At 62.7% G+C, this 24,486-nt stretch carries 24 protein-coding genes; 8 read left to right on the top strand and 16 right to left on the bottom strand.

The window, feature by feature from the left end; genetic code table 11:
* Window positions 1-59: 59 nt before the first annotated feature.
* The 5 genes from dosP to BPET_RS06905 all read left to right on the top strand — a co-directional run bounded on the left by dosP (window position 60) and on the right by BPET_RS06905 (window position 5,983).
* Window positions 60-2,639, top strand: coding sequence for an oxygen-sensing cyclic-di-GMP phosphodiesterase DosP (gene dosP / locus BPET_RS06920; RefSeq protein ID WP_197535837.1), 2,580 nt, complete (start codon window positions 60-62; stop codon window positions 2,637-2,639).
* 298 nt (window positions 2,640-2,937) lie between these two features.
* Window positions 2,938-3,672, top strand: a complete 735-nt coding sequence (locus tag BPET_RS25460; RefSeq protein ID WP_050978219.1) for a TetR/AcrR family transcriptional regulator — start codon at window positions 2,938-2,940, stop codon at window positions 3,670-3,672.
* Window positions 3,673-3,697: 25 nt separating this feature from the next.
* Window positions 3,698-4,924 carry a phosphoadenosine phosphosulfate reductase gene (locus tag BPET_RS06910; protein ID WP_041862769.1) on the top strand — a complete coding sequence of 409 codons (1,227 nt, stop codon included), beginning with the start codon at window positions 3,698-3,700 and terminating at the stop codon, window positions 4,922-4,924.
* Window positions 4,921-5,472 carry a GNAT family N-acetyltransferase gene (locus BPET_RS27290; protein WP_231852666.1) on the top strand — a complete coding sequence of 184 codons (552 nt, stop codon included), beginning with the start codon at window positions 4,921-4,923 and terminating at the stop codon, window positions 5,470-5,472. Before BPET_RS06910 ends, BPET_RS27290 begins: the two co-directional genes overlap by 4 nt.
* Complete coding sequence (locus BPET_RS06905; RefSeq protein WP_231852698.1) at window positions 5,363-5,983, top strand: IbrB-like domain-containing protein; 621 nt, start codon at window positions 5,363-5,365, stop codon at window positions 5,981-5,983. The genes BPET_RS27290 and BPET_RS06905 overlap by 110 nt, the downstream gene beginning before the upstream one ends.
* A 27-nt stretch (window positions 5,984-6,010) precedes the next feature.
* Here the strand turns inward: BPET_RS06905 and BPET_RS06900 are convergent, their stop codons facing one another.
* Window positions 6,011-6,766, bottom strand: a complete 756-nt coding sequence (locus BPET_RS06900; protein WP_012248348.1) for a DsbA family protein — start codon at window positions 6,764-6,766, stop codon at window positions 6,011-6,013.
* A 526-nt stretch (window positions 6,767-7,292) separates the two neighbouring features.
* On the opposite strand from BPET_RS06900, the gene BPET_RS06895 reads away from it, so the two are divergent.
* Window positions 7,293-9,404, top strand: a complete 2,112-nt coding sequence (locus tag BPET_RS06895) for a putative bifunctional diguanylate cyclase/phosphodiesterase (protein ID WP_012248347.1) — start codon at window positions 7,293-7,295, stop codon at window positions 9,402-9,404.
* 55 nt (window positions 9,405-9,459) lie between these two features.
* Here the strand turns inward: BPET_RS06895 and BPET_RS06890 are convergent, their stop codons facing one another.
* From BPET_RS06890 to BPET_RS06850, 9 genes are read right to left on the bottom strand one after another with little or no spacing between them, the layout of a single operon-like run.
* The gene (locus BPET_RS06890) at window positions 9,460-12,339 is read right to left on the bottom strand and encodes a conjugative transfer ATPase (RefSeq protein ID WP_012248346.1); all 2,880 of its coding nucleotides are present in this window, start codon (window positions 12,337-12,339) and stop codon (window positions 9,460-9,462) included.
* A complete protein-coding gene (locus BPET_RS06885; protein WP_012248345.1) occupies window positions 12,339-12,773 on the bottom strand; it encodes a TIGR03751 family conjugal transfer lipoprotein in 435 nt (144 codons plus the stop codon). The genes BPET_RS06890 and BPET_RS06885 overlap by 1 nt, the downstream gene beginning before the upstream one ends.
* Window positions 12,754-14,202 (bottom strand): TIGR03752 family integrating conjugative element protein, encoded by a 1,449-nt coding sequence (locus tag BPET_RS06880; RefSeq protein WP_012248344.1) that lies wholly within the window; start codon window positions 14,200-14,202, stop codon window positions 12,754-12,756. The genes BPET_RS06885 and BPET_RS06880 overlap by 20 nt, the downstream gene beginning before the upstream one ends.
* Entirely contained in the window at window positions 14,192-15,100 is a 909-nt protein-coding gene (locus tag BPET_RS06875; RefSeq protein WP_012248343.1) for a TIGR03749 family integrating conjugative element protein, read from the bottom strand. Before BPET_RS06875 ends, BPET_RS06880 begins: the two co-directional genes overlap by 11 nt.
* Window positions 15,097-15,789, bottom strand: a complete 693-nt coding sequence (locus tag BPET_RS06870) for a PFL_4703 family integrating conjugative element protein (protein WP_012248342.1) — start codon at window positions 15,787-15,789, stop codon at window positions 15,097-15,099. The genes BPET_RS06875 and BPET_RS06870 overlap by 4 nt, the downstream gene beginning before the upstream one ends.
* Complete coding sequence (locus BPET_RS06865; RefSeq protein WP_012248341.1) at window positions 15,786-16,187, bottom strand: TIGR03750 family conjugal transfer protein; 402 nt, start codon at window positions 16,185-16,187, stop codon at window positions 15,786-15,788. Before BPET_RS06865 ends, BPET_RS06870 begins: the two co-directional genes overlap by 4 nt.
* A gap of 9 nt (window positions 16,188-16,196) precedes the next feature.
* Complete coding sequence (locus BPET_RS06860) at window positions 16,197-16,565, bottom strand: TIGR03745 family integrating conjugative element membrane protein (protein ID WP_041862767.1); 369 nt, start codon at window positions 16,563-16,565, stop codon at window positions 16,197-16,199.
* A 13-nt stretch (window positions 16,566-16,578) separates the two neighbouring features.
* On the bottom strand, window positions 16,579-16,812 hold the full coding sequence (locus BPET_RS06855; protein WP_012248339.1) for a TIGR03758 family integrating conjugative element protein: 234 nt from the start codon (window positions 16,810-16,812) through the stop codon (window positions 16,579-16,581).
* The gene (locus BPET_RS06850; RefSeq protein ID WP_012248338.1) at window positions 16,809-17,165 is read right to left on the bottom strand and encodes an integrative conjugative element protein, RAQPRD family; all 357 of its coding nucleotides are present in this window, start codon (window positions 17,163-17,165) and stop codon (window positions 16,809-16,811) included. Before BPET_RS06850 ends, BPET_RS06855 begins: the two co-directional genes overlap by 4 nt.
* Window positions 17,166-17,414: 249 nt before the next feature.
* On the opposite strand from BPET_RS06850, the gene BPET_RS06845 reads away from it, so the two are divergent.
* A complete protein-coding gene (locus tag BPET_RS06845; protein WP_331386526.1) occupies window positions 17,415-17,888 on the top strand; it encodes a helix-turn-helix domain-containing protein in 474 nt (157 codons plus the stop codon).
* Window positions 17,885-19,174 carry a type II toxin-antitoxin system HipA family toxin gene (locus BPET_RS06840; protein ID WP_012248336.1) on the top strand — a complete coding sequence of 430 codons (1,290 nt, stop codon included), beginning with the start codon at window positions 17,885-17,887 and terminating at the stop codon, window positions 19,172-19,174. The genes BPET_RS06845 and BPET_RS06840 overlap by 4 nt, the downstream gene beginning before the upstream one ends.
* A 50-nt stretch (window positions 19,175-19,224) precedes the next feature.
* On the opposite strand, the gene csrA is transcribed toward BPET_RS06840, so the two are convergent.
* The 6 genes from csrA to BPET_RS06810 all read right to left on the bottom strand — a co-directional run bounded on the left by csrA (window position 19,225) and on the right by BPET_RS06810 (window position 24,485).
* On the bottom strand, window positions 19,225-19,422 hold the full coding sequence (gene csrA / locus BPET_RS06835; RefSeq protein WP_012248335.1) for a carbon storage regulator CsrA: 198 nt from the start codon (window positions 19,420-19,422) through the stop codon (window positions 19,225-19,227).
* Window positions 19,423-19,702: 280 nt separating this feature from the next.
* The gene (locus BPET_RS06830; RefSeq protein WP_012248334.1) at window positions 19,703-20,452 is read right to left on the bottom strand and encodes a TIGR03747 family integrating conjugative element membrane protein; all 750 of its coding nucleotides are present in this window, start codon (window positions 20,450-20,452) and stop codon (window positions 19,703-19,705) included.
* Window positions 20,449-22,617, bottom strand: coding sequence for a type IV conjugative transfer system coupling protein TraD (gene traD / locus BPET_RS06825; RefSeq protein WP_012248333.1), 2,169 nt, complete (start codon window positions 22,615-22,617; stop codon window positions 20,449-20,451). The genes BPET_RS06830 and traD overlap by 4 nt, the downstream gene beginning before the upstream one ends.
* Window positions 22,618-22,627: 10 nt before the next feature.
* Window positions 22,628-23,179, bottom strand: coding sequence for an integrating conjugative element protein (locus BPET_RS06820; RefSeq protein WP_012248332.1), 552 nt, complete (start codon window positions 23,177-23,179; stop codon window positions 22,628-22,630).
* Window positions 23,176-23,760: a transglycosylase SLT domain-containing protein gene (locus BPET_RS06815; protein ID WP_012248331.1), complete on the bottom strand. Its 585-nt coding sequence runs from the start codon at window positions 23,758-23,760 to the stop codon at window positions 23,176-23,178. Before BPET_RS06815 ends, BPET_RS06820 begins: the two co-directional genes overlap by 4 nt.
* Window positions 23,745-24,485, bottom strand: coding sequence for a TIGR03759 family integrating conjugative element protein (locus BPET_RS06810; protein WP_012248330.1), 741 nt, complete (start codon window positions 24,483-24,485; stop codon window positions 23,745-23,747). Before BPET_RS06810 ends, BPET_RS06815 begins: the two co-directional genes overlap by 16 nt.
* Window position 24,486 lies beyond the last annotated feature (1 nt).

Raw genomic sequence — 24,486 nt, 5'->3', positions numbered from 1 at the left:
TCGTACGAAACACGGTCGCACACCGCAAATGGGATCTTCAGCCCCTGCTGCTGTCTTGTATGAAGGATGTGATGATGAAGATGGAGAGCCTGGTTCCTGACGGCAATTCCATACTGCTTCCCGCACTGGAGCAGTCGATTGTGGCGGCGGTACTTGTTGACGAGAACGATTGCGTCCTTTTTTTCAACCAGGCCGCGGAGCAACTATGGGGATATGAGCGTCACGAGGTCCTGGGCAAGAACATGCAGCCGCTGCTGCCAAAGAGTCTGCGAGGTGCTCATGGCGGCTACGTGCGCAAGAACCGGGTGGGCGGCGAGGCCAAGGTAGCCGGCATGAGCCGGGAAGTGCTCATGGAGCGCAAGAGCGGCCAGCAGGTATGGGCCATGTTCTCGCTGTCGAAGATCGACCTTGAGGGGCGAATTCACTATCTGGCGCTGGTGCGCGATGTATCGGACGAAGTTGCGATGCGGGAGCAGAACCGAATGCTGCTGATCGCCGTCAACAATACCGACCGTCCGGTGCTGGTTCTGGATGCGCAGCGGCGCATCGCCCACGTCAATCGTGCGTTCACCGAACTGTGGGGATACGAGATGGATGAGGTGCTTGGGCGAGAGCCGTCTTCGTTCCTGACCAGCCCGAACATGCCCGTTGACGAATTCAGGCATTTTGATTCCCGGCCATGGGGTCGGGAACGATTGCAGGATGACGCGCTGGTCGTCTCCAGGGACGGCAAGGAAACCTGGATTCGGGTGTCCAGCAGCCCCATAGCCGGTCATGATGACGATGGTTTCCAGGGGTACTCCGTCGACGTCATCACCGATATCACCGAGGAGCGGCAGATCCGTGATCTGGAACGCGACGTCCTCACTGCGTTGACCAGTAGCTTGTCGTTTGCGGAACTGGGTGACTATTTCTGCCGGCGAATCGAGTCGATTGCGCCGGGCGTGCTGGTCTCGGTCTGCCGTGTGGCCGAGCGCAAGTTGAGGCCCTGGGCGGCCCCCAGCTTCCATGCGTCCTATGGTCCCGATTGGGAAGGTATCGAAATCGGAGAAGGCGTGGCCGGTTGCGGAACCGCGGCGCATCGCGGTGAGCCGGTGATGATCTACGACATCGAGACCGACCCGCTATGGGAGCCCTACAAGCACAAGATATTGCCTCATGGCTACAAGGCTTGCTGGACCTATCCGGTCAAGCGGCGCGATGGCAGTGTGGCTGGAACGTTCGCGTTCTACTTCCGTCAGGGCGGTCAGCCGGACACGCATCTTGAGCGTATCGCCGATGCCAGCGTCCACCTTTGCGCCCTGGCGATCGAGCGTGAGGAGAACCAGCAGCGGGTCAATCAACTGGTGCGGTACGACATCCTCACCGGCCTGCCGAACCGAGGCCTGCTGCGCCAGCATATCGACGAGTTGCTCTCGACCGATCCTGAGCAGGAGATCGCTTTCTTTTATCTGGGTCTGGACCGTTTCAAGGACATCAACGACACGCTCGGGCATGCATCGGGAGACCTGGTGCTGGTGGAAACGGGCAATCGCCTGAAATCTCACCTGGACGATGGCCAGTTCCTTGCCCGTGTCGAGGGCGACATGTTTGTGCTGGTCGTGCCCGATTGCGATGTCCATCGCGCCGCACTGGTGGCGGCACATCTTCAGCGTGTCGCCGGCGCGCCAATCGACATTTCCGGTTTCTCGCTGGACCCCACGGTCAGCATCGGCATAAGCCAGTATCCCGAGAGCAGTCGCGATCGTGAAGATCTGTTGCGCAACGCCAAGAGCGCGATGGGACAGGTGAAGGCGTCAGGCGGTGGCGAGTTCCTGTTTTTCAGTTCAGGGATGAATGAGGTCGCCCGCGACCGTCTTTTGCTCGGGACGGCGCTGCGGCGGGCTATCGCCGGGGGCTGTCTGCGCCTGGAGTACCAGCCACAGGTTCGACCGGACAGCGGAGAGCTATATGGGGTGGAAGCTCTGGCACGCTGGCGTGATCCGGAGTTCGGGGTTATCCCGCCAGGCAGGTTCATCAGCCTTGCCGAGGAAATCGGCGAGATCGAAGCCATCGGCCGATGGGCACTGCGCGAGGCATGCCGGCAGATGGCCGTGTGGCGTGATGAGGGGGTGCAGGTGCCGGTCGTATCGGTGAACCTGTCGCCTCTCAGTTTCCGAGGTTCCGATTTGCCGGACTTCGTTGCCGGGCTTCTGCAGCAATATGCATTGCCCGGTGAATGCCTGACCATCGAGATTACCGAGAGCGCCGCCATGGCGCTGACTGCCGGCATGCTGGAGGTCATCCACGGTATCCGTGCGCTCGGCGTCGGCCTGTCGGTGGACGATTTCGGCACGGGCTTCTCCAGTCTCTCCAATCTGGCGAACCTGCCTGTCACCGAGGTCAAGATCGATCGCAGCTTCATCGACAAATGCTTGCAGGAAAGCCGCCTTCAATCTCTGGTGATGGCGGTGATTGGTATTGGGCAGAACCTGCATCTGACCGTCGTGGCCGAAGGCGTGGAAACCGAGGCGCAGCGTGAACTGCTCAAGGCCCATCATTGCCCGGTGATCCAGGGCTACCTGTTCTCCCGCCCGCTGCCCCCGGCGGACATTCCGAACTGGATAAGAACCGCAGCCGATGCCCAAGTGCAGGGCTGAGACGCAAGACGCCACGGCGATCTGCGGCGTCGGCAGGCGGCCGGTCCATTTCACCGGAAACCTCACGTCTCATCAATGCTTCGTCGGGTGGCCCTTGCCTGAATCTGCCCGAACGGTGACCCGCTGTTGCCTCGTCTGAAGTTCAGCCACCTTCTGTTGCCCGACTGGCAGCAATTCCGATGCGGGGTGGCGGTGCAGCCAGGTAGAAAGCCACGGGTCTCCGACCTGTTGCAGTTGCATGGAGCATAATAAAACAGTATCGTTTTGTAAGTATCAATCTGCCATATCGGAACCGCTGATGCCTGCCGTTGTCTCGGCCCCCGGCGATAAAGCTCGCACGGGGCGTCCCTCCGTCTTCTCCGAAGAAGAACGTTGCAAACGCATCCTTGAGGCGGCTGAACGGGTGTTTGCGCGCGTCGGCTATGGGGCGGCAACGATGGAGGAGATGGCGCGCGAGGCTGGCATGTCCAAGCGGACGCTTTACGCCTTCTACGCGGACAAGCGCGAGTTGTTCACAGCGGTGATTGGCGACGTGGAAGGCTTTTCGGGGAAGCGTCCGCATGTGCCGGCGGCGGCCGGCCGGGACGCCCTGATTGTGGAGTTGCACGACCGCCTTCTGGAAATGGCGCGCTTCGTATTGTCCGAACGGCAGATCAGGATCACGCGCCTCATCATTTCAGAGGCCGAAAACCATCCGGAGCTGGCCGTCGATTTCTGGTCGCGGATCGTGGTGCGGGTGCAGGCGTATCTGGTCGATGGCCTGAAGGAGCTACAGCGCGCCGACGAGACCTTGAGAGAGTACGACGCGAATCGGCTGGCCAGCACGATCTTCGGGGCGATCCTGAGCGATCTGCATTTGCGGACCCTGTTCGGTCAGCAGGAGAGCGATGAGTTCGGCAGCTTGGCAGATCGTGTTGCAGACGCCCTGGCATTGATAGGAATTGAACTGCCGTCACGGCAAAAGCAAGCGGCAAATGGTCCGATGCGAAAGTCTTCCGGTTCCGGAGGCAGACGGCGGCAACGGAACAGCTGACTATTATGGAGAGACGCGGGCGGGGATGAGCACCAAGAACTACCATGACATCAATGTCTATGATGCGGCCAAGGCCCGTATCCGGCTGATCTTCGAGAATTTCGAGCGCGTATGTGTCGCCTTTTCCGGCGGCAAGGACAGCTCCGTCACACTGCACCTCGCGCTCGAGGTCGCCCGTGAAATGGGCCGCGGGCCGGTCGATGCGCTGTTCATCGATCTGGAAGGGCAATATCAGGCGACGATCGATCACGTCGAGGAGATGTTCAGCCGCGATGATGTGCGCGCCTGGTGGGTTTGCCTCCCGATCAATCTGCGCAATGCCTCCAGCCTGCAAGAACCTTACTGGTGCGCCTGGGAACCCGGGCGCGAGGCGGACTGGATCAGACCGATGCCAACCCATCCGGCCGTCATCAACGATCCTGGCCGGTTTCCCTTCTACCGCCATCGCATGGAGTTCGAGGAATTTGTTCCCGAGTTTGACGAGTGGCTTGCTCAGGATGTTCCGACCGCCTTTCTGGTCGGCATCCGGTCCGATGAGTCGCTCAATCGCTTTCTGGCGGTCAAACGCCGTGCCAGGGTGAAGAAGCGCGCCTGGACGCCGCCTGGTTCGCATATGCCGGTCCAGTGGAGCGCAAGGGACCAGCCAGACAGCCGCGCTGTCACCTTCTTTCCTATCTACGACTGGCGGTTCGAGGATCTCTGGCGGTACGTCGCCGAGCATGGCCACGCCTACAACCGGCTCTACGATCGCATGCATCTGGCGGGCGTTCCGTTTTCGCAGATGCGCATCTGCCAGCCTTATGGCGATGATCAGCGCAAGGGGCTCGATCTGTTTCACAAGCTGGAGCCGGAAACCTGGTTCCGTGTCGTGCAGCGTGTCGCTGGCGCGAACTACGCGGCACGGTACAGCCGCCAGCGCTTTCTCGGCTATCGCGGGGGGATGGGGTTGCCGCCGACCTTCGAGACGTGGCGGCAATATTGCGAATTCCTGCTGCGCAGCATGCCGGGGCCGCTGCGTCAGGTCTACCAGCGCCGGATCGGGGTCTTCATCGACTGGTGGGAGAAGCACAACTACCCGCTGGCTTCCTGGCCCGATGCCGGTATTCCGGAACTGGAAAACCGCAAGGCCCAGCCCTCCTGGCGCCGTGTTGCCCTGTCGCTGCTCAAGCAGGACATGGCGCGCTCGCTGTCCTTCGGTTTCGCTCGCCAGGACATCGACACGCTGGCGCTGATTGAGGGGCAATCATCATGACCCTCTTCGCAAAATACGATTTCACCCAGATACGCTCGGCGGATGGAGAGGCAGCGTTTTTTTCCCATATGGGCTATTTCTTCGCCAGTCCGAGCGTGCGGCGCGAATGCGGCGGCTATCCGCTCAACGATGGGCCGCTGTACCGCTGGTTCATCGTCCGCCGCAAGGGCGAGGCTCGCGTTCTGGGCTTCATCAGCATCGAGCAGCGCTCCGATATCGTGCGCCTGCGCGAAGGCTACCTGCGCGCCGAGGCGCGCGGCCGGGGTTTGTTCGGTGAGCTACGCCGCCAGGTTCTCGAGCATGTCGATGGCCTGGGCCTGAGCTGTACGGCGCGCGTGCAGCAGACTGCTGCAAAGTTCCTCGAACCGCACGGATTCAACGTTCAGTCCTCCCGCGGAAGCTGGGTGACTTTGGAGAGACAGAAATATGCCACAAGTAATCAACCTGACGAACCGGGCCGAAGCCCTGTTCACCGAACTGGACAGCCTGCCACTGGCGAGGCGAGTCGAAGCCATCAACCAGATCCGCCTGCGGCTGCACGAGCATAGCCCGTTCGCCGATGAGCCGGTGGACTGCGTGCAGTGGGTGCGGGGCGAACAGGTCGAGGCCAACGACTACAACCCGAATTCCGTGGCTGCGCCGGAAATGAAGCTGCTGGAATTGTCGATCGATGCCGATGGCTTCACCCAGCCGATCGTCACGCACGAACAGGAAGAAAGCTATGTGGTGGTCGACGGTTTCCACCGTCAGAAGATAGGCAAGAAGCAGGGGCCGATCAGGAAGCGCCTGCACGGCTATCTGCCGGTGGTCTCGATCCGGAGCGGGCGCGCCGCGACGGCCGACCGGATCGCCGCCACGATCCGTCACAACCGCGCCCGCGGGGTTCATTCCGTGCTGCCGATGACCGACATCGTGGTCAAGCTCTTGCAGGCCGGATGGAGCGAGGTCGACGTGGCCCGCGAGCTGGGCATGGACGATGACGAGGTGCTTCGATTCAAGCAGGTGTCCGGCTTGCCCGGTCTATTCAAGGACCATGACTATTCGAGGTCATGGGATTAAAGGCTGCTTTGCCTTGGAAAACCCAGGTCACCTTGGCACGCTGCTGACTGCATCGGCGGGTGTCTCGACGTTCATGCCCTGGTCGGTATCGCCATCGGCGGATAGCAAATCCAGCGCAGACAATAGCGCGTCGCCTTCCAGGGGACCGGGCAAGACAAGTGTACGACCGCTCTGGTTGTCGCTCAGCTTTAGTGTGGGGGTGGCAGTGACGCCATCACGCGAACCCTCGTTGGCTTGCGCCTGAATGATTGCCTCGGTGCGTGTGCTGTCCAGGCAGGTCTGCATTGCCGGCGTGAGTGCCGGGTAACGCACGTTGTCAGGTATGCCGGCCCCATCGCTGCGGGTTTGCTGGTAGATCCAGGTGACCGCCTGCCAGAACGCGGCGTGCCCTCCGGCTTCACCCGCGCATTCGGCTAGTCGCGCTTGCCGTGTCGCGGCCGGCTCGTGCATGGAGAGCGGCAGATGGTGCCATTGCAGGTTCGTCTCCGGATTCCGATCGACCCATGCCTTGAGCAGCGGGTAGTAGCTCTTGCAGTAAGGGCATTCCAGATCGGCGTACAGAACCAGTGTAAAGCGCGCGTCGGCCCTGCCGTACCGCCATGGCGGTCCCGCCTGGAGTTGTTGCGAGGCAGCGTTTTCCGCGCCGGTCTTTGCCGGTGAGCCGGACGGGCTCGCCAAGTACCAGGCGGCCAGAAGCAACACGGTGAGAGTGAGAGCCACCAGGGGGCCGACCATGCGGCGAAGGGGAAAACGGGGAAAACGAGAGAAAAGAGAGGATTGCATGACAGGTTCCTGATCGCCCGCCGAAAGGTCGGGTTGCTCCACGCCGGTTCATTGCCACAGTCGAACACAACCGGCGCGCTCCTGATGCAAACAAAGCGAACTTGACCGAACCGGGTTGTTGGTTGGCCCGGTGCGTCTATCTGATCACGATGCAGTAGACCGATGCCTGCATTGCCCGGTGCCGCTGTCTCGGCATTAGACGACGATGCTGTCTGATTAGATTGCGCTGCGATTCAAGTTCGGGCCGAACCAGTCGATATATTTTGAGTATCCAGTCCCGGTCATGCGGCCTTGCGGCACTGAAACCTGACAACGGCGAGGAGGGAAAGACGGCGCTGAGGAGCGTCCGCCGCTGCTTGCGGCGGAGTGATGAGAATCACCTGTTCTTATTATTATAACACTCAGATAGCTGGAAATGCACTTGGTTGGTGCTCGCTCCCTTCTTAAAGTGGAAGACTTTGTAGTGGCATTACGGAATTAGCTGAATTGCCGTGATGAATTGATTTGAAGAAGGGGAATTATTTAGATGCTTGATGGCAGCTATGACAGCCTATTAGTGCTGTTCTCGTTGGCGGTTGCCATATTGGCATCCTATACCACCCTGGTTGTTGCAGGCCGTATCGCGACATCTTCTGGTCGTCCTGCCCGGTGGTGGCTGGCGGGTGGCGCTTGCACCATGGGGATCGGCATCTGGTCGATGCACTTCATTGGCATGCTGGCTTTCGATCTACCGATCGATCTCGGCTACGACTTGCTCATCACGCTGTTGTCGCTCCTGTTCGCGGTTGCCGCGTCCGCCTTTGCCCTCTGGATCGTCACGCAGGAAACGTTGAGCTACCGGTTGCTTGCCGCTGGCGCCCTTGTGATGGGGGTTGGCGTGGCGGGCATGCACTACACGGGCATGGCGTCGATGCGGATGATGCCCGGCATCGTCTATGACACGACGCTGCTCGGATTGTCCGTGCTCGTTGCGATTGCCGGGTCTGCGGCAGCAATATGGTGCGCTTTCGTACTCCGCCGGCGCTCCGCGAAGGTGGACCAGCTTCGTATCGGCGCCGCCGCGGTGATGGGCCTGACGATCGCCGGCATGCACTATATCGGCATGGCCGCGGCGGAATTTCCCGCTGGCAGCATTTGCGGTGCGGCACAAGGCGGGGTGCAAACCTATTGGCTCGGCCTGACCATCATCCTGGCGACGCTGGCCATACTGGCTATCGCGTTGATCGTTTCGGTGCTCGATCAGCGCATGGAGTCGCGCACTGCGCTGCTGGCTAAAGAACTTGCCGATGCCAATCAGGAACTGACCTACCTTGCTCTTCACGACAACCTCACCAAGCTGCCCAACCGCGTGCTTCTGGAAGATCGCCTGGGCCAGGCCATGGAGCGGGCTCGCCGTGAGAAAATCCGCTTCGCGCTAATGTTCATGGATCTGGATGGTTTCAAGGCAGTCAACGACGTCTACGGACATCTGATGGGCGATATGCTTCTCGTGGCCGCCGCTGGCCGTATCGTCGAGAACACGCGCGGAAGTGACACCGTGGCACGCGTTGGCGGTGACGAGTTCGTGGTGCTGGCCCAGGTGGACGAACCAACCGATGCCGGAGTCCTGGCCAGCAAGCTGGTGGCTGCGATCGGAGAGCCATACCTGGTGAACGGGCATGAGCTTCATGTGTCCACGAGCATCGGCATCGCCATCTATCCGGGCAATGGCGAAAGCCAGGACGAACTGCTGACCAATGCCGATGCGGCGATGTATCACGTGAAGGGTACAGGCCGCGACGACTACTGCTTCTTCGAGGCATCGATGACCGCCAATGCACACGGCCAGGTGCAGCTGCTGCAGGACTTGCGTATGGCGCTCAAGCGCAACGAGCTGGTTCTCTACTACCAGCCCAAGTTCACCGCGCCCCATGGTCCGATCACTGGCCTGGAGGCGTTGCTGCGCTGGAAGCATCCCGCCCATGGCATGCTCGGCCCGGTGAGCTTCATTCCGCTGGCCGAGAAAACGGGCCTGATCGTGCCTATCGGCGAATGGGTGCTGAACGAGGCGTGCCGGCAGATGGCCGAGTGGCGGGATGATGGGCGAGAGGACTGGACCATTGCGGTCAACCTGTCGGCGGTGCAACTCGCGCATTCGGGCCTGGTCGAGGCCGTGCGCGGCGCTCTGGATCGCCACGGACTGGAACCGCATCGGCTGGTGCTGGAAATCACCGAGTCGACGGCCATGCGTGACGTCGATAGCAGTCAGACCATCCTTCAGAGGCTCCATGATATCGGTGTGCGCATTTCTATCGATGATTTCGGGACAGGCTATTCGAGCCTGCTGTACCTCAAGCGCTTGCCGGCTTCGGAACTCAAGATCGATCGCTGCTTCGTGCATGACCTTGCCTGCGGCACAGAGGATGCCGCCATCGTTTCGGCCATCGTCGCCCTGGGGCAGACGCTTGACCTTCGGGTGGTCGCTGAAGGCGTGGAAACGGCCGAGCAGCAGGAATTCCTGACCAGTCTCGGCTGCGATACCCTTCAGGGGTATCTGCTGGCATACCCCATGCAGGCGGATGAGGTGATTGTCTTGTCGAACAACGGCGAACTGCCCGACAACAAGCCCGCCGCACCGGATGAAATGGAACTGGTCTGACAACAGGTCTGACTGGCCGCTCTCTCCTTTCGGAGGCCGCCGGCCAGTTCGCCGTTCAGTCCAGTGCGTCCAGCGGCAACGAGTTGATGCCGCGCGCCCGGTCGATCTTTTCCGCGACCTTGAAGGCAGCGTCGAGTTCGCCGATGCCGAACTGCTGCATTAGCTGGTAGCGCTCAGCCTTCTCTTCCGGCTCGGTCATGGCAAGCGCCAGGTACAGGCTTGGCGGGACGGCGCGGAACAGCAGTTCCATCGACTTGGAGAGGATCACGCCTTCCGTGAACTTCCGGGCCTCCTTCCTGGCTGAGAGCATCAGGGCTTTTTGTGACGGATTGAGTTCGCGGAAACGGGCGATCTTCTCCACCTCGTCGGGCGGCATGCTGAGGCAGACCCACCATTCAATCATGTTGAGCATGGGTTCCGCCGCTTTTGGCAGGTCGTCGAGGTTCTGGGTGGCGAGCCAGTACCAGGCCCCCAGCTTGCGCCACATCTTCGTGATCTTCACGACATAGGGCGCAAGCAACGGGTTTTTCGTGATGATATGGCCCTCATCGGTCACATTGATGATGGGGCGACCGAGGAACTGATCGCGTTCAGCGATGTTGTTGACCGTGTTGATGAGGCTGATATACGCGATCGAGAGCTGCGCGTTGTAGCCCTCCCGCGCGAACGTCGCCAGGTCAACGATGGTGATATCGGCCTCCGGCCAGGGGGTCCCGGCCCTGTCGAACATTTCACCGTCGATTCCCTGGCAGAACATGTCCATCGCATCCGACATTTCCAGCAGGCGCGTGCGGCGCGATTCCGGCAACGTGGGATCGCGGCCACGCTCGCGTAGCGCATCGCGCACGTCGCGGGTCAATACCGTGCGCTTCTCCGATACGCAGCGTTGTGCGGCCTCAAGGATGCATTGACGGATCAGGCTGCGGTCGGCCCTTGTCATTCGGGCTTCCTCTTTATCCTCGCCGCCAGTGATCATCAGCCGGGCGGTGATTTCCAGTTCTCCCAGCACGTCACGCTGTTCGTCTCCCTCCGTCGATTCCTCTTCGGCGCTGTCCTCGTCCAGCGCGTCGGCATCGAGTGTCTGCACCTGGCTCGGCGTATCGACCAGGCGCCAGGCATCGGCAAACGGTGCAAGGCTCACGCCGGCGCCGGGTGAGAGCTTGACGCGATGCACGGTGAGGCCCAGCCGCGCCGCAAAATCACCGAACAACCCGAAGCTGTTGCCTGCTTCCACGATGAACATTCGCGGGCGATAAATCGCTGTGACCTGGTTGAGGATGTTGTTCAGGGTCGCGCTCTTGCCCGATCCCGTGGGCCCGAACAGGAACAGGTGCGCATTCATCTGCCGATCGAGCCGGTTAAGCGGGTCGAACGTAACCGTACCACCGCCGCGGTTGAAGAAGGTGATGCCGGGGTGGCCGGTCCCCTGGCTGCGGCCCCAGACCGGCGCCAGATTGGCCGCGTGTTGTGCAAACATCAGCTGGGTGTACCACTGCCGTTTGTCTTTGCCGGGATCGTAGACGCAGGGAAGCCAGCGCAGGTAGCTGTTGAGTGGTGCTACTTCGTCTTCCTCGCGCACCGGCTGCAGACCGGCATTGAGCAGGACATTGCCGAGTTGGAGGCCACGCATATCGAGATCGGCGAGATCGCGGCCGCGCAGGTAGAACGCCAGCGAAGCGCGATAGAGTTTGTGCGAACTGCCGATCAGCCCGCGCGCCTGCTGCACGTCCTTCAGCGCCTGTTCCGATGCCAGGGTTTCGCCGACCGCTTTCTTCGCCAGATGGTTCAGATGGGCTTCGAGAATGTCCTGGGGCGTGATCACCAGGGTGAGGCACAGGGTCGTGTCTTCGGGCATCTGGTCGAACAGGGCATTGATGGCGTCACCGCCTTTGCGGGTTTCGCCGGTCAGGTGGCCGGTTGCAGGCGGCGTGCGCAAGCGATCAAGCACGATGGTGCGATGGGGCATGCCGTCGAAGAACCAGAGGCCGTTGTCGACATCGGATCTCGGCTGGCCGAAAAACAGCCGCTGCGCGAAATCGGTGCCGCTGGCAAGTTCCAGTTCGTCTTCTCCGGTCGCTTCCGGATAGGAAGCCAGGCGATAGAACCGCTCACGGTCTTCGTCTGTCGGGCCCAGCAAGCTTGGTCCAGGATTGAACCAAGGCAGCAACCAGGCATGGATGGCAGCGGCATCGAGGCGGTGCGCCTGCACGCCGGCATTGGCTAGGCCGCCGGCCAGGCGTTCGCAGGCGACATTCAATGCCTGTTCGGGGGATTGTCCGCGGCGGGCTGGCGCATTGCCGACACGCCGGTAGACGACCAGTCGAACACGCCGCGTCTGCCCGCGCCAGGGCAAGCGCGTGACGGTGCGGTCCTCGAACAGCCCTCCCTGTCTGGAGACGGCGCGCAGATGGTGGCCAAAGAAGCGGAGGTAGAACTTCGTGAACGCGCTTTCCCTGGCCCGCGGCTGAAGGTAGTTTTCAAGGGTGGAAAGATAGCGGTTCCAGTCGGCATCGTCCTGAGCATACAGCTGGATCACCCAGGGGGACTCGTCCAGCTCATCGAAACTGTCCTGGAGCGCGTTTTCAAGGGCGTCACGAACCTGAGCCAGCCAGGATGCTTCCCGGCCTTCCGTACCGATCGGCATCAGCTCGAAGAATGCGGCGACGGAAATGCCGTCCTCCAGTAGCATGCATCGGGACTCCGGCAGATACTCGACCCACGGCAGCAGGTCGGCAAAGGACGGCGAAACCTCATACAACGCCTGCTCGTCGGCCAGCGTCGCGGGCCTGCGCCTGGTGTCCTGTTTGCCTGGTTCAGGGATGCCATGGGCCTGTAGTTGCGCAAGGTAGCGCTCCCATGCGTCGGGTGTAGCCTCTGGCGAGGAGCCGCTGTCAGTATCGGGCGGTGTAGCGCGGCGTTTGAAGAACGGTCCCATCAGTAATCCTCGGTCCGTTCGCCCGGCATGGCGTATTGCACGCGCTGGTACAGCGGGAAGACGGTGGTGTAGCCGGGGACGGGCACCGGATCGGTGCCCACAAGATGGGGAAACACGTACATCACGAGATCGGGATTCGGCAGGCGCTGGAACTGCCGGTAGATCTCGTTTTGCGCCGTGCGGGTGTAGCTGGCATTGACCGCAGGTGCGGCCTTCACATCGACTTCGGTCAGCGGGCGGCGCAGCGACTGTCTTGCGTCTAGCAACTGCCGTGCGGTCTGGCCGCCGCGGGCGCTACCGCCGGTTTCCTCGTTCCAGATATCCAGCATGCTCTGCCCATCGTGAGGCAGCAATTTTTCCTTACTGGTCGAGCAACCGCCAAGCGCCACGGCGATGACGAGCACCGCCATGCCGTTAATCCAGATCCTGTGCATCAGAAGCACCTCCGAGACGATGATCGACCTTGCGCCCCTTCGGGTCGTAATCGATGGTGAGGGGTTGTTCGAGATGAACCGCGACCCTGGCGCCGGGCTTGACGTAGACGGCTGCGAACGCCTGGCCATAGAGCTTGTTCACCCACTGCGACATGTCCTGGACGCCACCGGCCAGGATGCGGCCCATGGCTTCGTTGCCGGAAATGCCGACCGTGCCGAGCGAGCCGTTGTTGTTGGCGACCACCGCCACGCTGCCGTTGTCGGACTTGATCAGTGAGGCGGCGCCGGCTCCAGCCGCGGTGATCAACGCCTGGGTGCCCAGATATTGCTGGGCGTTGCTGCGCCGTTCACCGCTCACGCAGGGAATGCCATAGGGATCGCTGATCCAGCCGAGGCCATCCTGCGTACTGCTGCCATTGCCATTGCCGTTGCCGTTCTGCTGGCGGTTGCCGCCACGCTCGCCGTCCTCCGGCACCGTGCGGATGGTGCCGTCATGGAACACGAAGGTGACCGAGCGGATCTGCCCGCGCACGCAAGAGAGCGTCCAGTCGCCCGACGCCGTGCCGCTAACGACCGCACCGGCGACATCGGGAATGTCGATGCCGTTCGCGGTGAGATTGTCCGGGCCGATCAGGACTTTGAAGGGGTACGGATCGTTCACGGTCCCGTCGATCGGGACGCGCCCGATCAATGCCGTCATCGAAATCGAACCCATCAGCGTGGCGTTGGTCGGTACGGTATAGACCGGCCTGGCGGTGGAGATGCCGGCCGCCTTGGCTCCGGCATCCGCGACCGTCTCCCGGGTGGTGTCCAACGTCTTCTGTGCCGGGCCGAAGCTGTTCGGGAATGTGAAGCTTCCGGTGGTGCCGGGGCTGCGGCTCTTGCCGTCGCTGCGCGCATCTTCCGGCTCGATCCATCGCACGCCATCGGTTCCGAGCCCGGCGCCATCGCCGGGTTCAAGGCCAAGCCCGACCGGCAGATCGGCATGGCCGTTCTTGCCGCTCAGGTTTTCGAACTGGCGCTGCAGGTCCTGCAGCAGGCCCTGGGTTTGCTGGCGTTCGCTGGCGACCTGTTCACGGTCATTTTTCAGCTGGTTGCGCTCGGTCTCCAGGGCGCTCTGGATACGGCGATCGATGGCACCCTCGCGCTGACGCAGGCGTTCGTTCTCCGCCTTCTGGGTCTTGTTGTCGGTCAGCGCCGTCTGCAGTTCGGTGCGCAGCTGCCGGACCTGGCCGACCAGGGTGGCCACCGTATCCCGTGGCGTGTCGCCTTCGATGCCAAGCGCCCTGGCTTCTTCCGGTGTGAGCTGGGTTCCGCCGTCCCGACCAGGCTGGCTTCCCCCGCCGCCGGAAAACAGCTTCACGCCGACGAACACCAGCAGCAGCGCCATCGGGATCATCAACCACTTGAGCAGGCCATTACCTTTCATGACGGCCTCCATCCTTGCGAGCCGGTGTTTTGGGTTCCGGCAGGTTCAGTGCGGCATTGACCGGGCTGATCGTCGGCAGCAGCGATTCACCCAGCCCGTGCCCCTTCGTCACCAGATAGACGACCGAGGTATCATCGGGCGTGCCGGCCGGACCCAGCGTGTTGTGCTGGAAGGCCCCGGTCATGAAGTCGCCTTGCAGGTCGCGAGGGTCGAGGGAGAGCCAGCGCTTCGAGATGTTGCTCAGCCGTACCGCCGTCACCCACAAGCCATCGAGCCGCCAGGCCGCGAGCGCGCGCGCCCGCACCGGCAGGGTCGGCAACAAGGTGTCCAGTGGCAAGTTGCGTTTCAGATTGACGCGCGTGATGCCGGATACCGGCTCGACGGTACGCAGCGGCGCATAAAGGTTCTGGGCCGCATAGCGCGTCAGCACCACCGGCACGGGCGTCTCGCGAGCCGTGCGGGAGACCGCTTCCTGCGTGCCGTTGTCGTCGCTCTTAGCCGCCGCTGCCAGGTCACCGTAACGGGTCGGAGCGCCTTCGGCCTCGACGATGCGCACCGGCTCCAGCGGCGCCTGGCCGGCCGGTGCTGGTTCGGCGGCAATGTCCAGCAGGATCAAGGCGCCGCTGTCAGCGTCCTGCAATTGCAGCCGGGTGGGCTCGATCGGCTCGCTGGCCCGCAGGTAGATCGCGCCGCCGGCGCTCTGGACACGCAGGCGGCCGGCCAGCGATGCGGGGACGCCGACGCGGACATTGCGGTCGATGAAGACGACGCGCTCCTGGTCCACATGCAGGGACACCGCCAGCGGCAGCCGCTCCCAGCGCAGGATTTCCAGCGCCTGGACCGTGGTCGGCAAACTCGTGGTCACCAGCAGTCCAAGGGCATAAAGGACATGTTTCATGGCGTCTCTCCCAAAGCGCCGCCGAGCCCGCCGGATGTCGTACCGGTCGGTGTCACGGGGTCGGGGGTAGTGATGCGCTGCGGCGCACCGCTGTAGCAGTCGATGGCCAGGCCGAATGGGTTGCGTTCCGGATCGACGTCCGAGCGCACGACCTTGAGGGGGTAGCGCACCAACGCACGCTTGACCTGTTCGGAGCCGTAGTATTCGTCCGCCGTGACATCGAGCGTGACGATCCAGTCGCGGTCTGAGACCGCCTTTACCCGCAGCGTGGGGTCTTCGCCGTAGCCTCGGCCGGGTATCTCGTAGATCCCGCGTACCCGCTGACGCAGTTCGCCGGCCGTGCGGCGGTAGTCGTAGTCGTGGCGCAGGAAGCTCTGGCAGGATGGCGTGAAGTACGGCGACAGCACGTGGATGTTGCGGGCGTAGTCTTCATCGCCGTTGACGGGCCAGCGCTGGAGTTGCTGCCAGATATAAAACGAGAAGGAATAAACCGACTCTGGCGGCACCTCCCACCATTTCCGGGTGCTGCCCGAGCGCAGGTCCGGCGGCACGTGGATGGTCAGGTCGCGTGGCGCGTTCCACCAGCCGATCCCCATCACCAGGGCCACCAGGAGCAACGCGCCCGCGCCGAGGCGCAGGGTCTTGATGTGCGCCTGCAGGTGGGTGATCTCATTCTTGAACCGGCTCACGAGGCGGTCCTCCGTCTGGTGGTCCAGTAGCCCGAACGGGTCACCAGATCGCGGCCGCCGATGAATTGGGCCAGGCCAGGATGCCGCCGCGCGATCCACCACTGGATCTGCCGGTACAGCCAGGTGTCGGGCCTGCCGCGTTTCTGGCGGCGCAGCATGCCGCCGCCGGCGAAGACGCCGGCGGCAATGCCGAGCACGATGGCGGTGGGCGCGATGGCGATCATCGAGAAGACAATCGCCAGCGGAATGCCCACCGACAGGCCGGCCGCGCCCGACAGGCCTGCGCACACCCACAACTCATCCGCCGTGAGGCCGCGCACGACCACGGGATGGCGATTGAGGCGATGCGGCAGGAACGCTACCGTTCCGTCAGGCCGGACGTCCTGATGCTCAGGCATGTTCGACCCTCACAGAACGCCGGTGGCTTCGGTGAGCAGCCAGATGCCGACGACCAGGAGGACGGCGCCAACCGCAACGGTCAGGCCGAACTGTCCCCACGTTTTGCGGCCTGTGTGGATTTCGGCATACGTGCCGTAGGCGTGGTAGCACACGCCCACGAACATCGACGCGACCACCAGCAAGGCGATCAGCATCACGATGTCGTAGCCGTAGTTGCGCAGCGTATCCATGATGCCCGAGCCCGTGCCGCGCGACGGGTCTTCAAGCGTGGGCAGGCCCTGGGCCTGGGCGAGTGAACTCAGCATGGCAAACGCCGGCAGGGACGCCAGGGCTGCGATGCGAGTGGAGCGGAAGGGATGCAAAACCGGGTTCATGATGTGAGCCTTTGCGTTACGAGAGGAGGAAGAAAGTCAGCACGACGTACATCGCGACAAAACGCACCGCGACGCCGAGGAACTGACGCTGGGAAATCCGCTGCTCCGACCAGCCGACATAGGCAGTGCGCAGCGACCACACGCCCCACAGCAGCAGGACCGCGAACACGGCGCCGACCAGCACGACGGACACGGCGGATGGGGTGAAGCCGCCGTTGGCCTGGAAGGCGGCGATCTGGCTGGCATTCATTTCTTCGGCTCCTGTTCGGAGTCCTGTCGGTAGTCGCCCTGCAACGCCGCGGGGTCGCGCGGCTGGGCGCGCTGCGGCGTCAGGTAGTCGTTGATGCCGGCCCGCATGCGCTGCAGGTCAGCGGCAAGGCGCGTGTAGTCGAAGTGATAGCGGGCGCGCTCCTGCGATGCGGTCGCCGCGGACTGTTTCGCGAGGCGATCGAGCAGGTCCAGCTGGCGAACGACTGCCGCCAGATGTTCCTTCTCATTGCTGTCGTCGGCCGCGGTCGCCGGCAGAGCCGTCGACAGGCCGGCAAGCAGCAGCGCCGCGAGTGCGCTGCGCCTTGCAAGTGCCAAGCGGTAGGACCGTGCCATCGTGCATTCCCCGTTGATGCGTAATGGCTTGATGCTGCGGCGGAGAGCGCGTGAAAGCCGCAAACAATGGGAACTGGCGGCTCACCACATTCTTGGGATGCCGGGGGTGTGTGCGTCTGGAGGCGCACATGAGGTATCGGCTACGGTCGGTTCTGGGTGCTCCGCAGGGTGTTGGAGCGCGGTGTGGGGATCGAACGCGGCTTGCACGCTTGCGTTGGAAACAGGCACGCCGCGCAGCGGGCAAGACATGTGGAAAGCGCACAGAAGCGTCCCTATGAGAGTGCTAATGCGCTAATTTCGCTCTGTTGGAAACGGTTATTGAAAGTTTGGGCGAGTGATGCAATAATCCGTCTCATGAAGACAGATAACGACGACAAGCGCTCCCGTGGGAGCGATAAATTAGATGCGCCACTGCCGTTGCCCGTCGAGCGTGCGATCCGCAAGCTCGGCAGCGACGTCGCGCTGGCGCGCAGGCGCCGCCGGATTTCGCAGGCCTCGCTGGCCGAGCGGATGGGCGCATCCGTGTCTACCGTCCGGCGCATGGAAAAAGGCGATGTGCGCGTGCCTATCCATTTCTTCGCCCGCGCCCTGCATGTCTTTGGCGAGATACAGGCCCTGGCCGGGCTGCTGGATACCGCGCGCGACGACATCGGCCTGACCTTGATGGACGAACACCTTCCCAAACGCGTGCGCAGCAAGCCGCCGACATCGGGGGCGCTATGAAATCCGCAGTTTCGATACGCCAGCAGATCCAGGTCTGCATCGGCAAGGCCGGCACGCCTGTCGGCACCCTTATCTATGTCAAGCAGGGACGCCGAGAAAACGCCACCTTTGCCTACGACCAGAGCTGGCTGGCAAACCCGGACGGGTTCAATGTGTCCGCCGACCTTGCGCTTCACTCTGGCTATCAGCCGCGCCGTGCGCCGTCAGCGCACGATTCGGCCTTTCACTTCGCCATTGCCGATACGGCTCCGGACGCCTGGGGGCGCAGGGTCATCGCGCGGGACCACGCCAAGCGCCGCAAGGACAACGTGGCCCTCGCACCCTTGACCGAGCTGGATTATCTGCTGGCGGTCGATGATTTCAGCCGGGTGGGCGCGTTGCGTCTGCGTGATCAGGATGGGCGCTATTGCAGGACGGTCGATGAAGGCCGGCGCAGCACGCCGCCGCTTCTGGAACTGCAGCGCATCTACCAGGCGAGCCGCGCGGTCGAGCAGGGTCAGGAAAGCACCGAGGATCTGCGCTACCTGCAAGGCAAGGGCACTTCGCTTGGCGGCATGCGTCCCAAGAGCACGGTGGTCGATGAGGATGGCGCGCTGGCGATCGGAAAATTCCCGAGCGTGGGGGATGCGCGCAGCGTGACGCGCGGCGAGGTGCTGGCCCTGCGCCTGGCGCAGCGCGCCGGCATCGATGCCGCGCCTGCCCGCATCGTCGAGATCGAGGGCACGCCGGTCGCGGTCATTCGCCGCTTCGATCGCGATGGGGTCGATGGACGCATTCCGTACCAGTCCGCTGCATCCTTGCTCCAGGCCTCACGAGAAGAGGACCGGAGCTATACCGAGATCGCCGACGCCATCCGTTCCGTGGGACATTCACCAACTGCGGACGTGCAGCAATTGTGGCGGCGGCTGGTCTTCAACCTGCTAATCACCAATGTGGATGACCACCTGCAGAACCATGGTTTTCTGCACGTTGAAAACGGACTTTGGCGGTTGGCGCCAGCCTTCGACATCAATCCCTTCCCCGACAAGGATCGGGAATCGAAGACCTGGCTGTCGGAGCAGGACGGACCGATCACCGACCTTGAGATGCTGCTGGCCCGAAGCGCCTATTTTTCATTGAGCAGGAACGATGCGCTGGCTGTGCTGGCGGAGGTGCATGCCGCCGTGCTGGATTGGCGGCAGGTCGCGCTTGGTGCGGCGGTGGGGCTGCGCTCGAACGAGCTGGACGACTTTGCGCCGGCGTTCGAGCATGAGCAGATGTCGCTTGCGAAAGCGTTTCTCGGCTGATTCAGTCTGTAGGATATGGGCGCTAATAGACGCGCCCGTTTTCGCAGCTTCTAGTAAGGGTGCTTGCCGGAGAAATGCGAGGCACTTCCGGGATGAATTCGCTCGTAGATTTCTTGCCGATGAACATCCACTTCCCTCGGCGCGCTCGTTCCGAATTTAACTTGCTGGCCGTTGATGCCAAGAACAGTGACGGTGATGTCGTCGCCGATATGGATGGTCTCGCCAATGCGGCGCGTCAAAATGAGCATATGGCCCTCCTTGTTGGCGATTTGTGCTGTTTGTCGGAAAAGCCCTCTGCGACCAGACGAAAAAGCCCGGCTAGGAAAGCGCGGGCGGGGGTTTCCATGGTGTTGGTCGCTATTCCACTCCGGGCTTCCTCATTGTGAAGTACCGGGCGGAATTCCATCATGGCAGAAGTATTTCGTTTTTCATAAATGTTTTCACAGATCAATAAGTGAAAATTGATCGTTATGGCCGATCAATATTTCCGAGGGGAATTGCATCGGAAATATCTGAAGAGGATTAAGGTCACAAATACTTTTTGAAACTTCCGGCTGCGATGTCCGTCGCCAATCCCAGCAGCACCGCGCTCGGCAGCAGGATGAGCAAGGGGCTGATGCTCACAGGAAGCGCCAGATAGATCACCCAGGGCAGTACGGCCAGCGGCATCAGCGATGCTTTGGCGCGATGATAGATGAAGCCGGATTCGCGCCCGGCGCCGAAACGGCGAATGTCGCGGCGCACCAGGCCGTCGACCAGCCCCACGAAGGCGGCCATCAGGAACAGCGGCAATGTCAGCACCAGCACCATCAGGCGCACGATGAACACCAGGGTCGTGAACGCTGCGGCGATCAGGTAGCTTTCTATCCAGACATATGCCTGGCTGATGTAGTACCGGAAATCGCGTGTTCCGCTATGGCTGGGGGCGCTGGCCTGGTTCGCGGCGTTGCGCATCCACTCCAGTAAGCCTGTCTTGATGAAGATCCATTCGTAGGCCTGTTCGACCAGCCAATGCGCAGTGCGTCCCGGTTCCTGCACCAGAGCGCTGCGGGTGAAATGACCGGAGAGCTGGGCAAGTTCATAGTCGAGCATGCCCTGTGCGTGCCGCCATCCCTGGTCCGGCCAGAACAGGTGCATGCCCACGCATTCGATGACGATGCAAAGGAGCAGCGAGCCGCACAGAACGCCGAACAGACGAAACGGCAGCGTGATGGTGCTGGCAATCAGACCTTGCTGGCGGTTCTGCTGGCGTTGTGCGGTGGCGGCCGGATCATTCATATGACCGCCTCGCCATCGGCCGTGGCCGAGGTGATGTGCCGAAAGTCGTCCAGCAGGTCGTCCGGCAGCGGTTCATCCTGCAGGCCGGGAAGTCCCTGGTTTTCCCACCAGTCGCCAGCCTCCACGTAATGCTGACGCATGTAGCCCGCCAGCTGTTGCAGATCCCTGGGCATCGCCTCGTCGGGGTCCGGCGCCGGCAACGGCATGCGCACCTTCCAGAGGTTTCCACCCTCCAGCAATGCGAAGGCCTGTCCTTTCGGTAGTGCCACCACGTGCGCCGGCTCGATCAACGGCACGCTGGTGGTCGTGATCCTGTCCTGGGTGTTGCTGGTGAAATCGGTCTGCCCGCGAATGTCGGAACTGTCGGTGGCCCCGCTCATCAGCGACGTGGTGTAGACCTCGACCTTTGGAAGTTGCTTGGTCAGCAACTCTGCCGTGGCTGTTTCGCGCACGCGCAACATGAAGAGATTATTGAAGTTGCCGACCACCTGGCCGGCTTTGGCACGGTTGCCGATCCTCGCTTCGATATCACTGAGGGTCTGGGTGTAGGCCGTGACTTGCAGGCCGGCGCCGCCGCCCTTGTTGACCATAGGGATGAATTCATCGCCCATGAGTTCATTGAATTCGTCGGCATGGACGTTGATCGGCAATTTCACGCCGGAGGCCGCACCGGGAAGCCCGTCATCGATCCCGAATTTGTAGATGTGCCCGGCCACGGATACCAAATCGCTGAACATCGAGTTGCCGACCGCTGCGGCGACCTCCGCATCCGACAGCGCATCCAGGCCAACGTAGACGACCGCCCTCTTGCGGATGATCTGCATCCAGTCGAAGATCGGCCGCGGATCGTTCAGGTCGGAATAGTTCGGCGCGAGCAACTGCGCGGTTTTGCCGGTCGTGAGCTTTTCGAGCAACGGCAACAACGACGCGACGATCTTGTCGAAGTAGGTGCGGTCATAGCGCACTGCCGAACGCAGGCCATCGAGAACGGGATCGTACACGCGCACCTGGGAGAGATATTGCTCCAGCGCTACCACGCGCTTCTCCCTGCCCATCATGTGACGGGGCGTGTTCTTGTCATTGATGCGGCCTTCGAGCTGGACGATGACCTCCCACGCCTTCGGCTCATGGCTGGCGAAGTAGTGTTGGGCGTATTCGATGAACAGGGCATCGATGTTCACCACATGACGCTGGATCAGCAGGTAGTCCGGCCGCTGCCCCAGTTCCACCAGGGCCCTTGCGATGATGTTGACGAAGCGCCATGCGAATTCGCGGAATGCCGCACTGTTGCCTTCGCCCGAAAGCTGCCCTGCGATGCGGGTCGCCACTTCACTGATGCGGCCGAAACGCCCCACGGCGTTGTAGCGCGCAGAAATGTCGGGCCATCCGAGATGAAACACATAGAACTCGCCCTCGCGCCCGGCGCGTTTGGCCTCGACGTACATCCTCTTCAAAAGGTCTGCGTCACCCTTGGGGTCGAAAACGATCACGACCTCATGCTCGCCGGCGGCGTTCTTGCGGCGGATGTCCTGCGTGATGAACAACTCGGCCAACCGGGTCTTGCCGACGCGCGTGGTGCCCAGCACAAGCGAGTGGCCGACCCGTTCGCCGAGCGGCAGGGTGACGTCGATCTCATGCGGCTCGATGCCGTGCAGGCGTGGCATGCCTCCCACTGGCGGCAGCGGCCGCGCGGGATTCAATGGGTTGTCCCATGCAATCACCCGGGCGAGCTTCGAAAGCGGAAACGGTGCGAACTCCAGGCGCTCTTCAACGCGCCGGGCAAGGCGGTAGATCGGTGTCGGCTCGACGTAGCGCCGGAATTCCGGCCGATAGGTCTGCATCAGCCGGTGCGTGTGGCGCTGGTCCCAACGAAAGCCGCGGCCGATGAACAGGCGCTGCCGGCTGACCGGCACCTGGCGACTGGTCATGACATAGCGAGGCAGGCGGCGGATATTGCGGCGGTATCGCAGGATGGCCATCGCGTCGCGCAGGCGGATGCCGCCAAACACGAGGAATGCCAGAGCGCTGCCGAATCCCAGCAGCGGGCTTAACGCGAGCGACCATGGTGCCACCATGCACACCAGCGCGGCGCCGGCGCAAACCGCAACGGTGTATAGCTCCACCGCTGGCCGCAGCAGCACTTCGACCGCATGAGGCTGGGCCATGACGGCTTGCTCACTGCTCGATGCCGCTGGCGGTGATAAGGACCGGGTAGTGTCGCAGTCCGAGCCGCTGAGCGAGGTCGTCACCCGATACGGGCGACAAGGTGAGCTCGGGCGCCAGCTTGCGCAGTCCCGCCAGTGCCTCTGCCGATCCGACATTGACCACGAGACCGATGGCGCTGATTTCGGTCAACGCCGCCTTGCGCTCAAGCAGCCAGGCGCGTGAGCGTTCGTCATCGCCGATGAGGAAGACTGGCGTCAGGCCCGGAGCCTGGATCACCCGGCGAGGCTCATCGCCGGGCGACAACCGCTCCGAGCGCACGGGCAGCATGTCGGCTTCGCCGAAGGTCTTGCCTCCGGACGGCGGTACGGAGATCCGTGGCGGACCCGGTTGATCCCTGCGTGGCGGCAGGTCCAGCGCCTGGTAGTAAGGCAGAGCGGACGTGCCTCCATGGTCCTCGACCACGACGAGAGGCGGCTGGCCCGCCGCCAGGGCTGGCAGACCAGCGGCGCACAACAGAGCGCAAAGAATCGGCCTCACGGCGCCTACGAAGGCAGGCTTCATGGTGTATTCCTCCTTGTGGAAGCGTCAGCACGGGAAGGACCGACCACGCGCGCCAGGTGCTGGCTGACGCTGCGCCGGTAGCGCGCAGCGGGTGCGCCGCCGGCTGGGCGGTGATAACGGCCGATGGCGACCAACCAGTCCTCGCCGGGCGTGTGTTGTTCACGCAGGATTTCGGCCGCGATGGCGAGGTTGCGGTATGGGTCGAGCAGATCGCAGGGGCGGCTGTAGCGGTGCTTCTGGTAGCCCAGGTTGATTTGAGCCAGGCCAGCATCGATACGTGTTGGTGGAACTTCGCGCAGCGCCTTGCGCAGCCCTTCGCAGGCCTCGGCGTGGCTGCTGAAGCGGCGGGCCACGCCAGCCACGTTCAGAGTCCAGGGCCAGGGAATCAGCCGGCCGCCACGCTGCAGGCCGCTTTCCTGTAAGGCCACTGCATACAGAACCGGGGACGGAATATCGGCGCGCTGCGCTGCGAGCTGGTAGGCTGGTGGCGGAATCTCCTGGGCCTTAGCCTGGGCGGTTCCGGCCATCAAGCTGGCCAGCAGCGCGAGCAGGCGCGCGTAGCGGTTCACTGCCGTTGCCATTGATCGCCGATCTGCCGCACGACGGCTGGCAGATCTCCCTGCAGACCCAGTGACAACCAGCGGCCTGCGTCATGGTTGAGGGTGATGGAGCCATTGCGAACACGGGAGGGGTCGATCCGCGCCCGCTTCGCCCAATCGCGGATGCGGGCATCATCCTGGCGGCTTCCGACCATGTAGAGATCGAATTCGGTTCCCGAAGCTTGCAATTGCTGGACGAGCTGACCGCACGGGGCGCATTCGTCCTTGACGAATACGGCCATACGGCGCGCATCGCTTGATGTGGCACTCGCACCGGAAGCGATGTTGGCTCCCGGCAGATTGACGCGCTGCATGCCGGGATGCAGGCGTTGCCAGGCGGCGTCGTAGGCGCGCTGGTACGCCAGTGTTTTCTCGACGCGACGTGCTTCGACCTGCACCTGCAATTCTGCGTAGCGGCGACGTTCGTCGTCCGAACGCGCCTCGATACCAAGTGCTGTCAACGGGTCGAGATTGGGCGAGAAGATGCCCAGAGGCCCCCGCATCACCTCCCGGTAGCGCGTCCATTCCTCCGGGCGAAGTCCCCAGTCGCGTGCGTTCTGTTCATCGCTGTTGGACGTGATTGCCGGCTGTTCCTGGCTGGGAACAACCGGAGAAGTGGCTGTTCGTGCGTTCTGCGCCGTTGCCGCGGAGATGGCACCGACGGCAAGGCTGGTCGCCAACGCAAGCAAAATGATCCTGCGGTTCATC

The organism is Bordetella petrii (assembly GCF_000067205.1).
In the GTDB taxonomy this organism is placed as follows: Bacteria; Pseudomonadota; Gammaproteobacteria; order Burkholderiales; family Burkholderiaceae_B; genus Bordetella_A; species Bordetella_A petrii.
This window is presented reverse-complemented; position numbering and strand designations above follow the sequence as displayed.

Excerpts from the sequence above, each read along its gene's own strand:
- BPET_RS06840 (WP_012248336.1), top strand. The coding sequence starts at position 17,885 with ATGAAATCCGCAGTTTCGATACGCCAGCAGATCCAGGTCTGCATCGGC.
- traD (WP_012248333.1), bottom strand. The coding sequence starts at position 22,617 with ATGGCCCAGCCTCATGCGGTCGAAGTGCTGCTGCGGCCAGCGGTGGAG.
- BPET_RS06810 (WP_012248330.1), bottom strand. The coding sequence starts at position 24,485 with ATGAACCGCAGGATCATTTTGCTTGCGTTGGCGACCAGCCTTGCCGTC.
- dosP (WP_197535837.1), top strand. The coding sequence starts at position 60 with ATGAAGGATGTGATGATGAAGATGGAGAGCCTGGTTCCTGACGGCAAT.
- csrA (WP_012248335.1), bottom strand. The coding sequence starts at position 19,422 with ATGCTCATTTTGACGCGCCGCATTGGCGAGACCATCCATATCGGCGAC.
- BPET_RS06900 (WP_012248348.1), bottom strand. The coding sequence starts at position 6,766 with ATGCAATCCTCTCTTTTCTCTCGTTTTCCCCGTTTTCCCCTTCGCCGC.
- BPET_RS06895 (WP_012248347.1), top strand. The coding sequence starts at position 7,293 with ATGCTTGATGGCAGCTATGACAGCCTATTAGTGCTGTTCTCGTTGGCG.
- BPET_RS25460 (WP_050978219.1), top strand. The coding sequence starts at position 2,938 with ATGCCTGCCGTTGTCTCGGCCCCCGGCGATAAAGCTCGCACGGGGCGT.
- BPET_RS06880 (WP_012248344.1), bottom strand. The coding sequence starts at position 14,202 with ATGAAAGGTAATGGCCTGCTCAAGTGGTTGATGATCCCGATGGCGCTG.
- BPET_RS06855 (WP_012248339.1), bottom strand. The coding sequence starts at position 16,812 with ATGAATGCCAGCCAGATCGCCGCCTTCCAGGCCAACGGCGGCTTCACC.
- BPET_RS06850 (WP_012248338.1), bottom strand. The coding sequence starts at position 17,165 with ATGGCACGGTCCTACCGCTTGGCACTTGCAAGGCGCAGCGCACTCGCG.
- BPET_RS06890 (WP_012248346.1), bottom strand. The coding sequence starts at position 12,339 with ATGGGACCGTTCTTCAAACGCCGCGCTACACCGCCCGATACTGACAGC.
- BPET_RS06885 (WP_012248345.1), bottom strand. The coding sequence starts at position 12,773 with ATGCACAGGATCTGGATTAACGGCATGGCGGTGCTCGTCATCGCCGTG.
- BPET_RS27290 (WP_231852666.1), top strand. The coding sequence starts at position 4,921 with ATGACCCTCTTCGCAAAATACGATTTCACCCAGATACGCTCGGCGGAT.
- BPET_RS06830 (WP_012248334.1), bottom strand. The coding sequence starts at position 20,452 with ATGAATGATCCGGCCGCCACCGCACAACGCCAGCAGAACCGCCAGCAA.
- BPET_RS06820 (WP_012248332.1), bottom strand. The coding sequence starts at position 23,179 with ATGAAGCCTGCCTTCGTAGGCGCCGTGAGGCCGATTCTTTGCGCTCTG.
- BPET_RS06910 (WP_041862769.1), top strand. The coding sequence starts at position 3,698 with ATGAGCACCAAGAACTACCATGACATCAATGTCTATGATGCGGCCAAG.
- BPET_RS06865 (WP_012248341.1), bottom strand. The coding sequence starts at position 16,187 with ATGCCTGAGCATCAGGACGTCCGGCCTGACGGAACGGTAGCGTTCCTG.
- BPET_RS06875 (WP_012248343.1), bottom strand. The coding sequence starts at position 15,100 with ATGAAACATGTCCTTTATGCCCTTGGACTGCTGGTGACCACGAGTTTG.
- BPET_RS06815 (WP_012248331.1), bottom strand. The coding sequence starts at position 23,760 with ATGGCAACGGCAGTGAACCGCTACGCGCGCCTGCTCGCGCTGCTGGCC.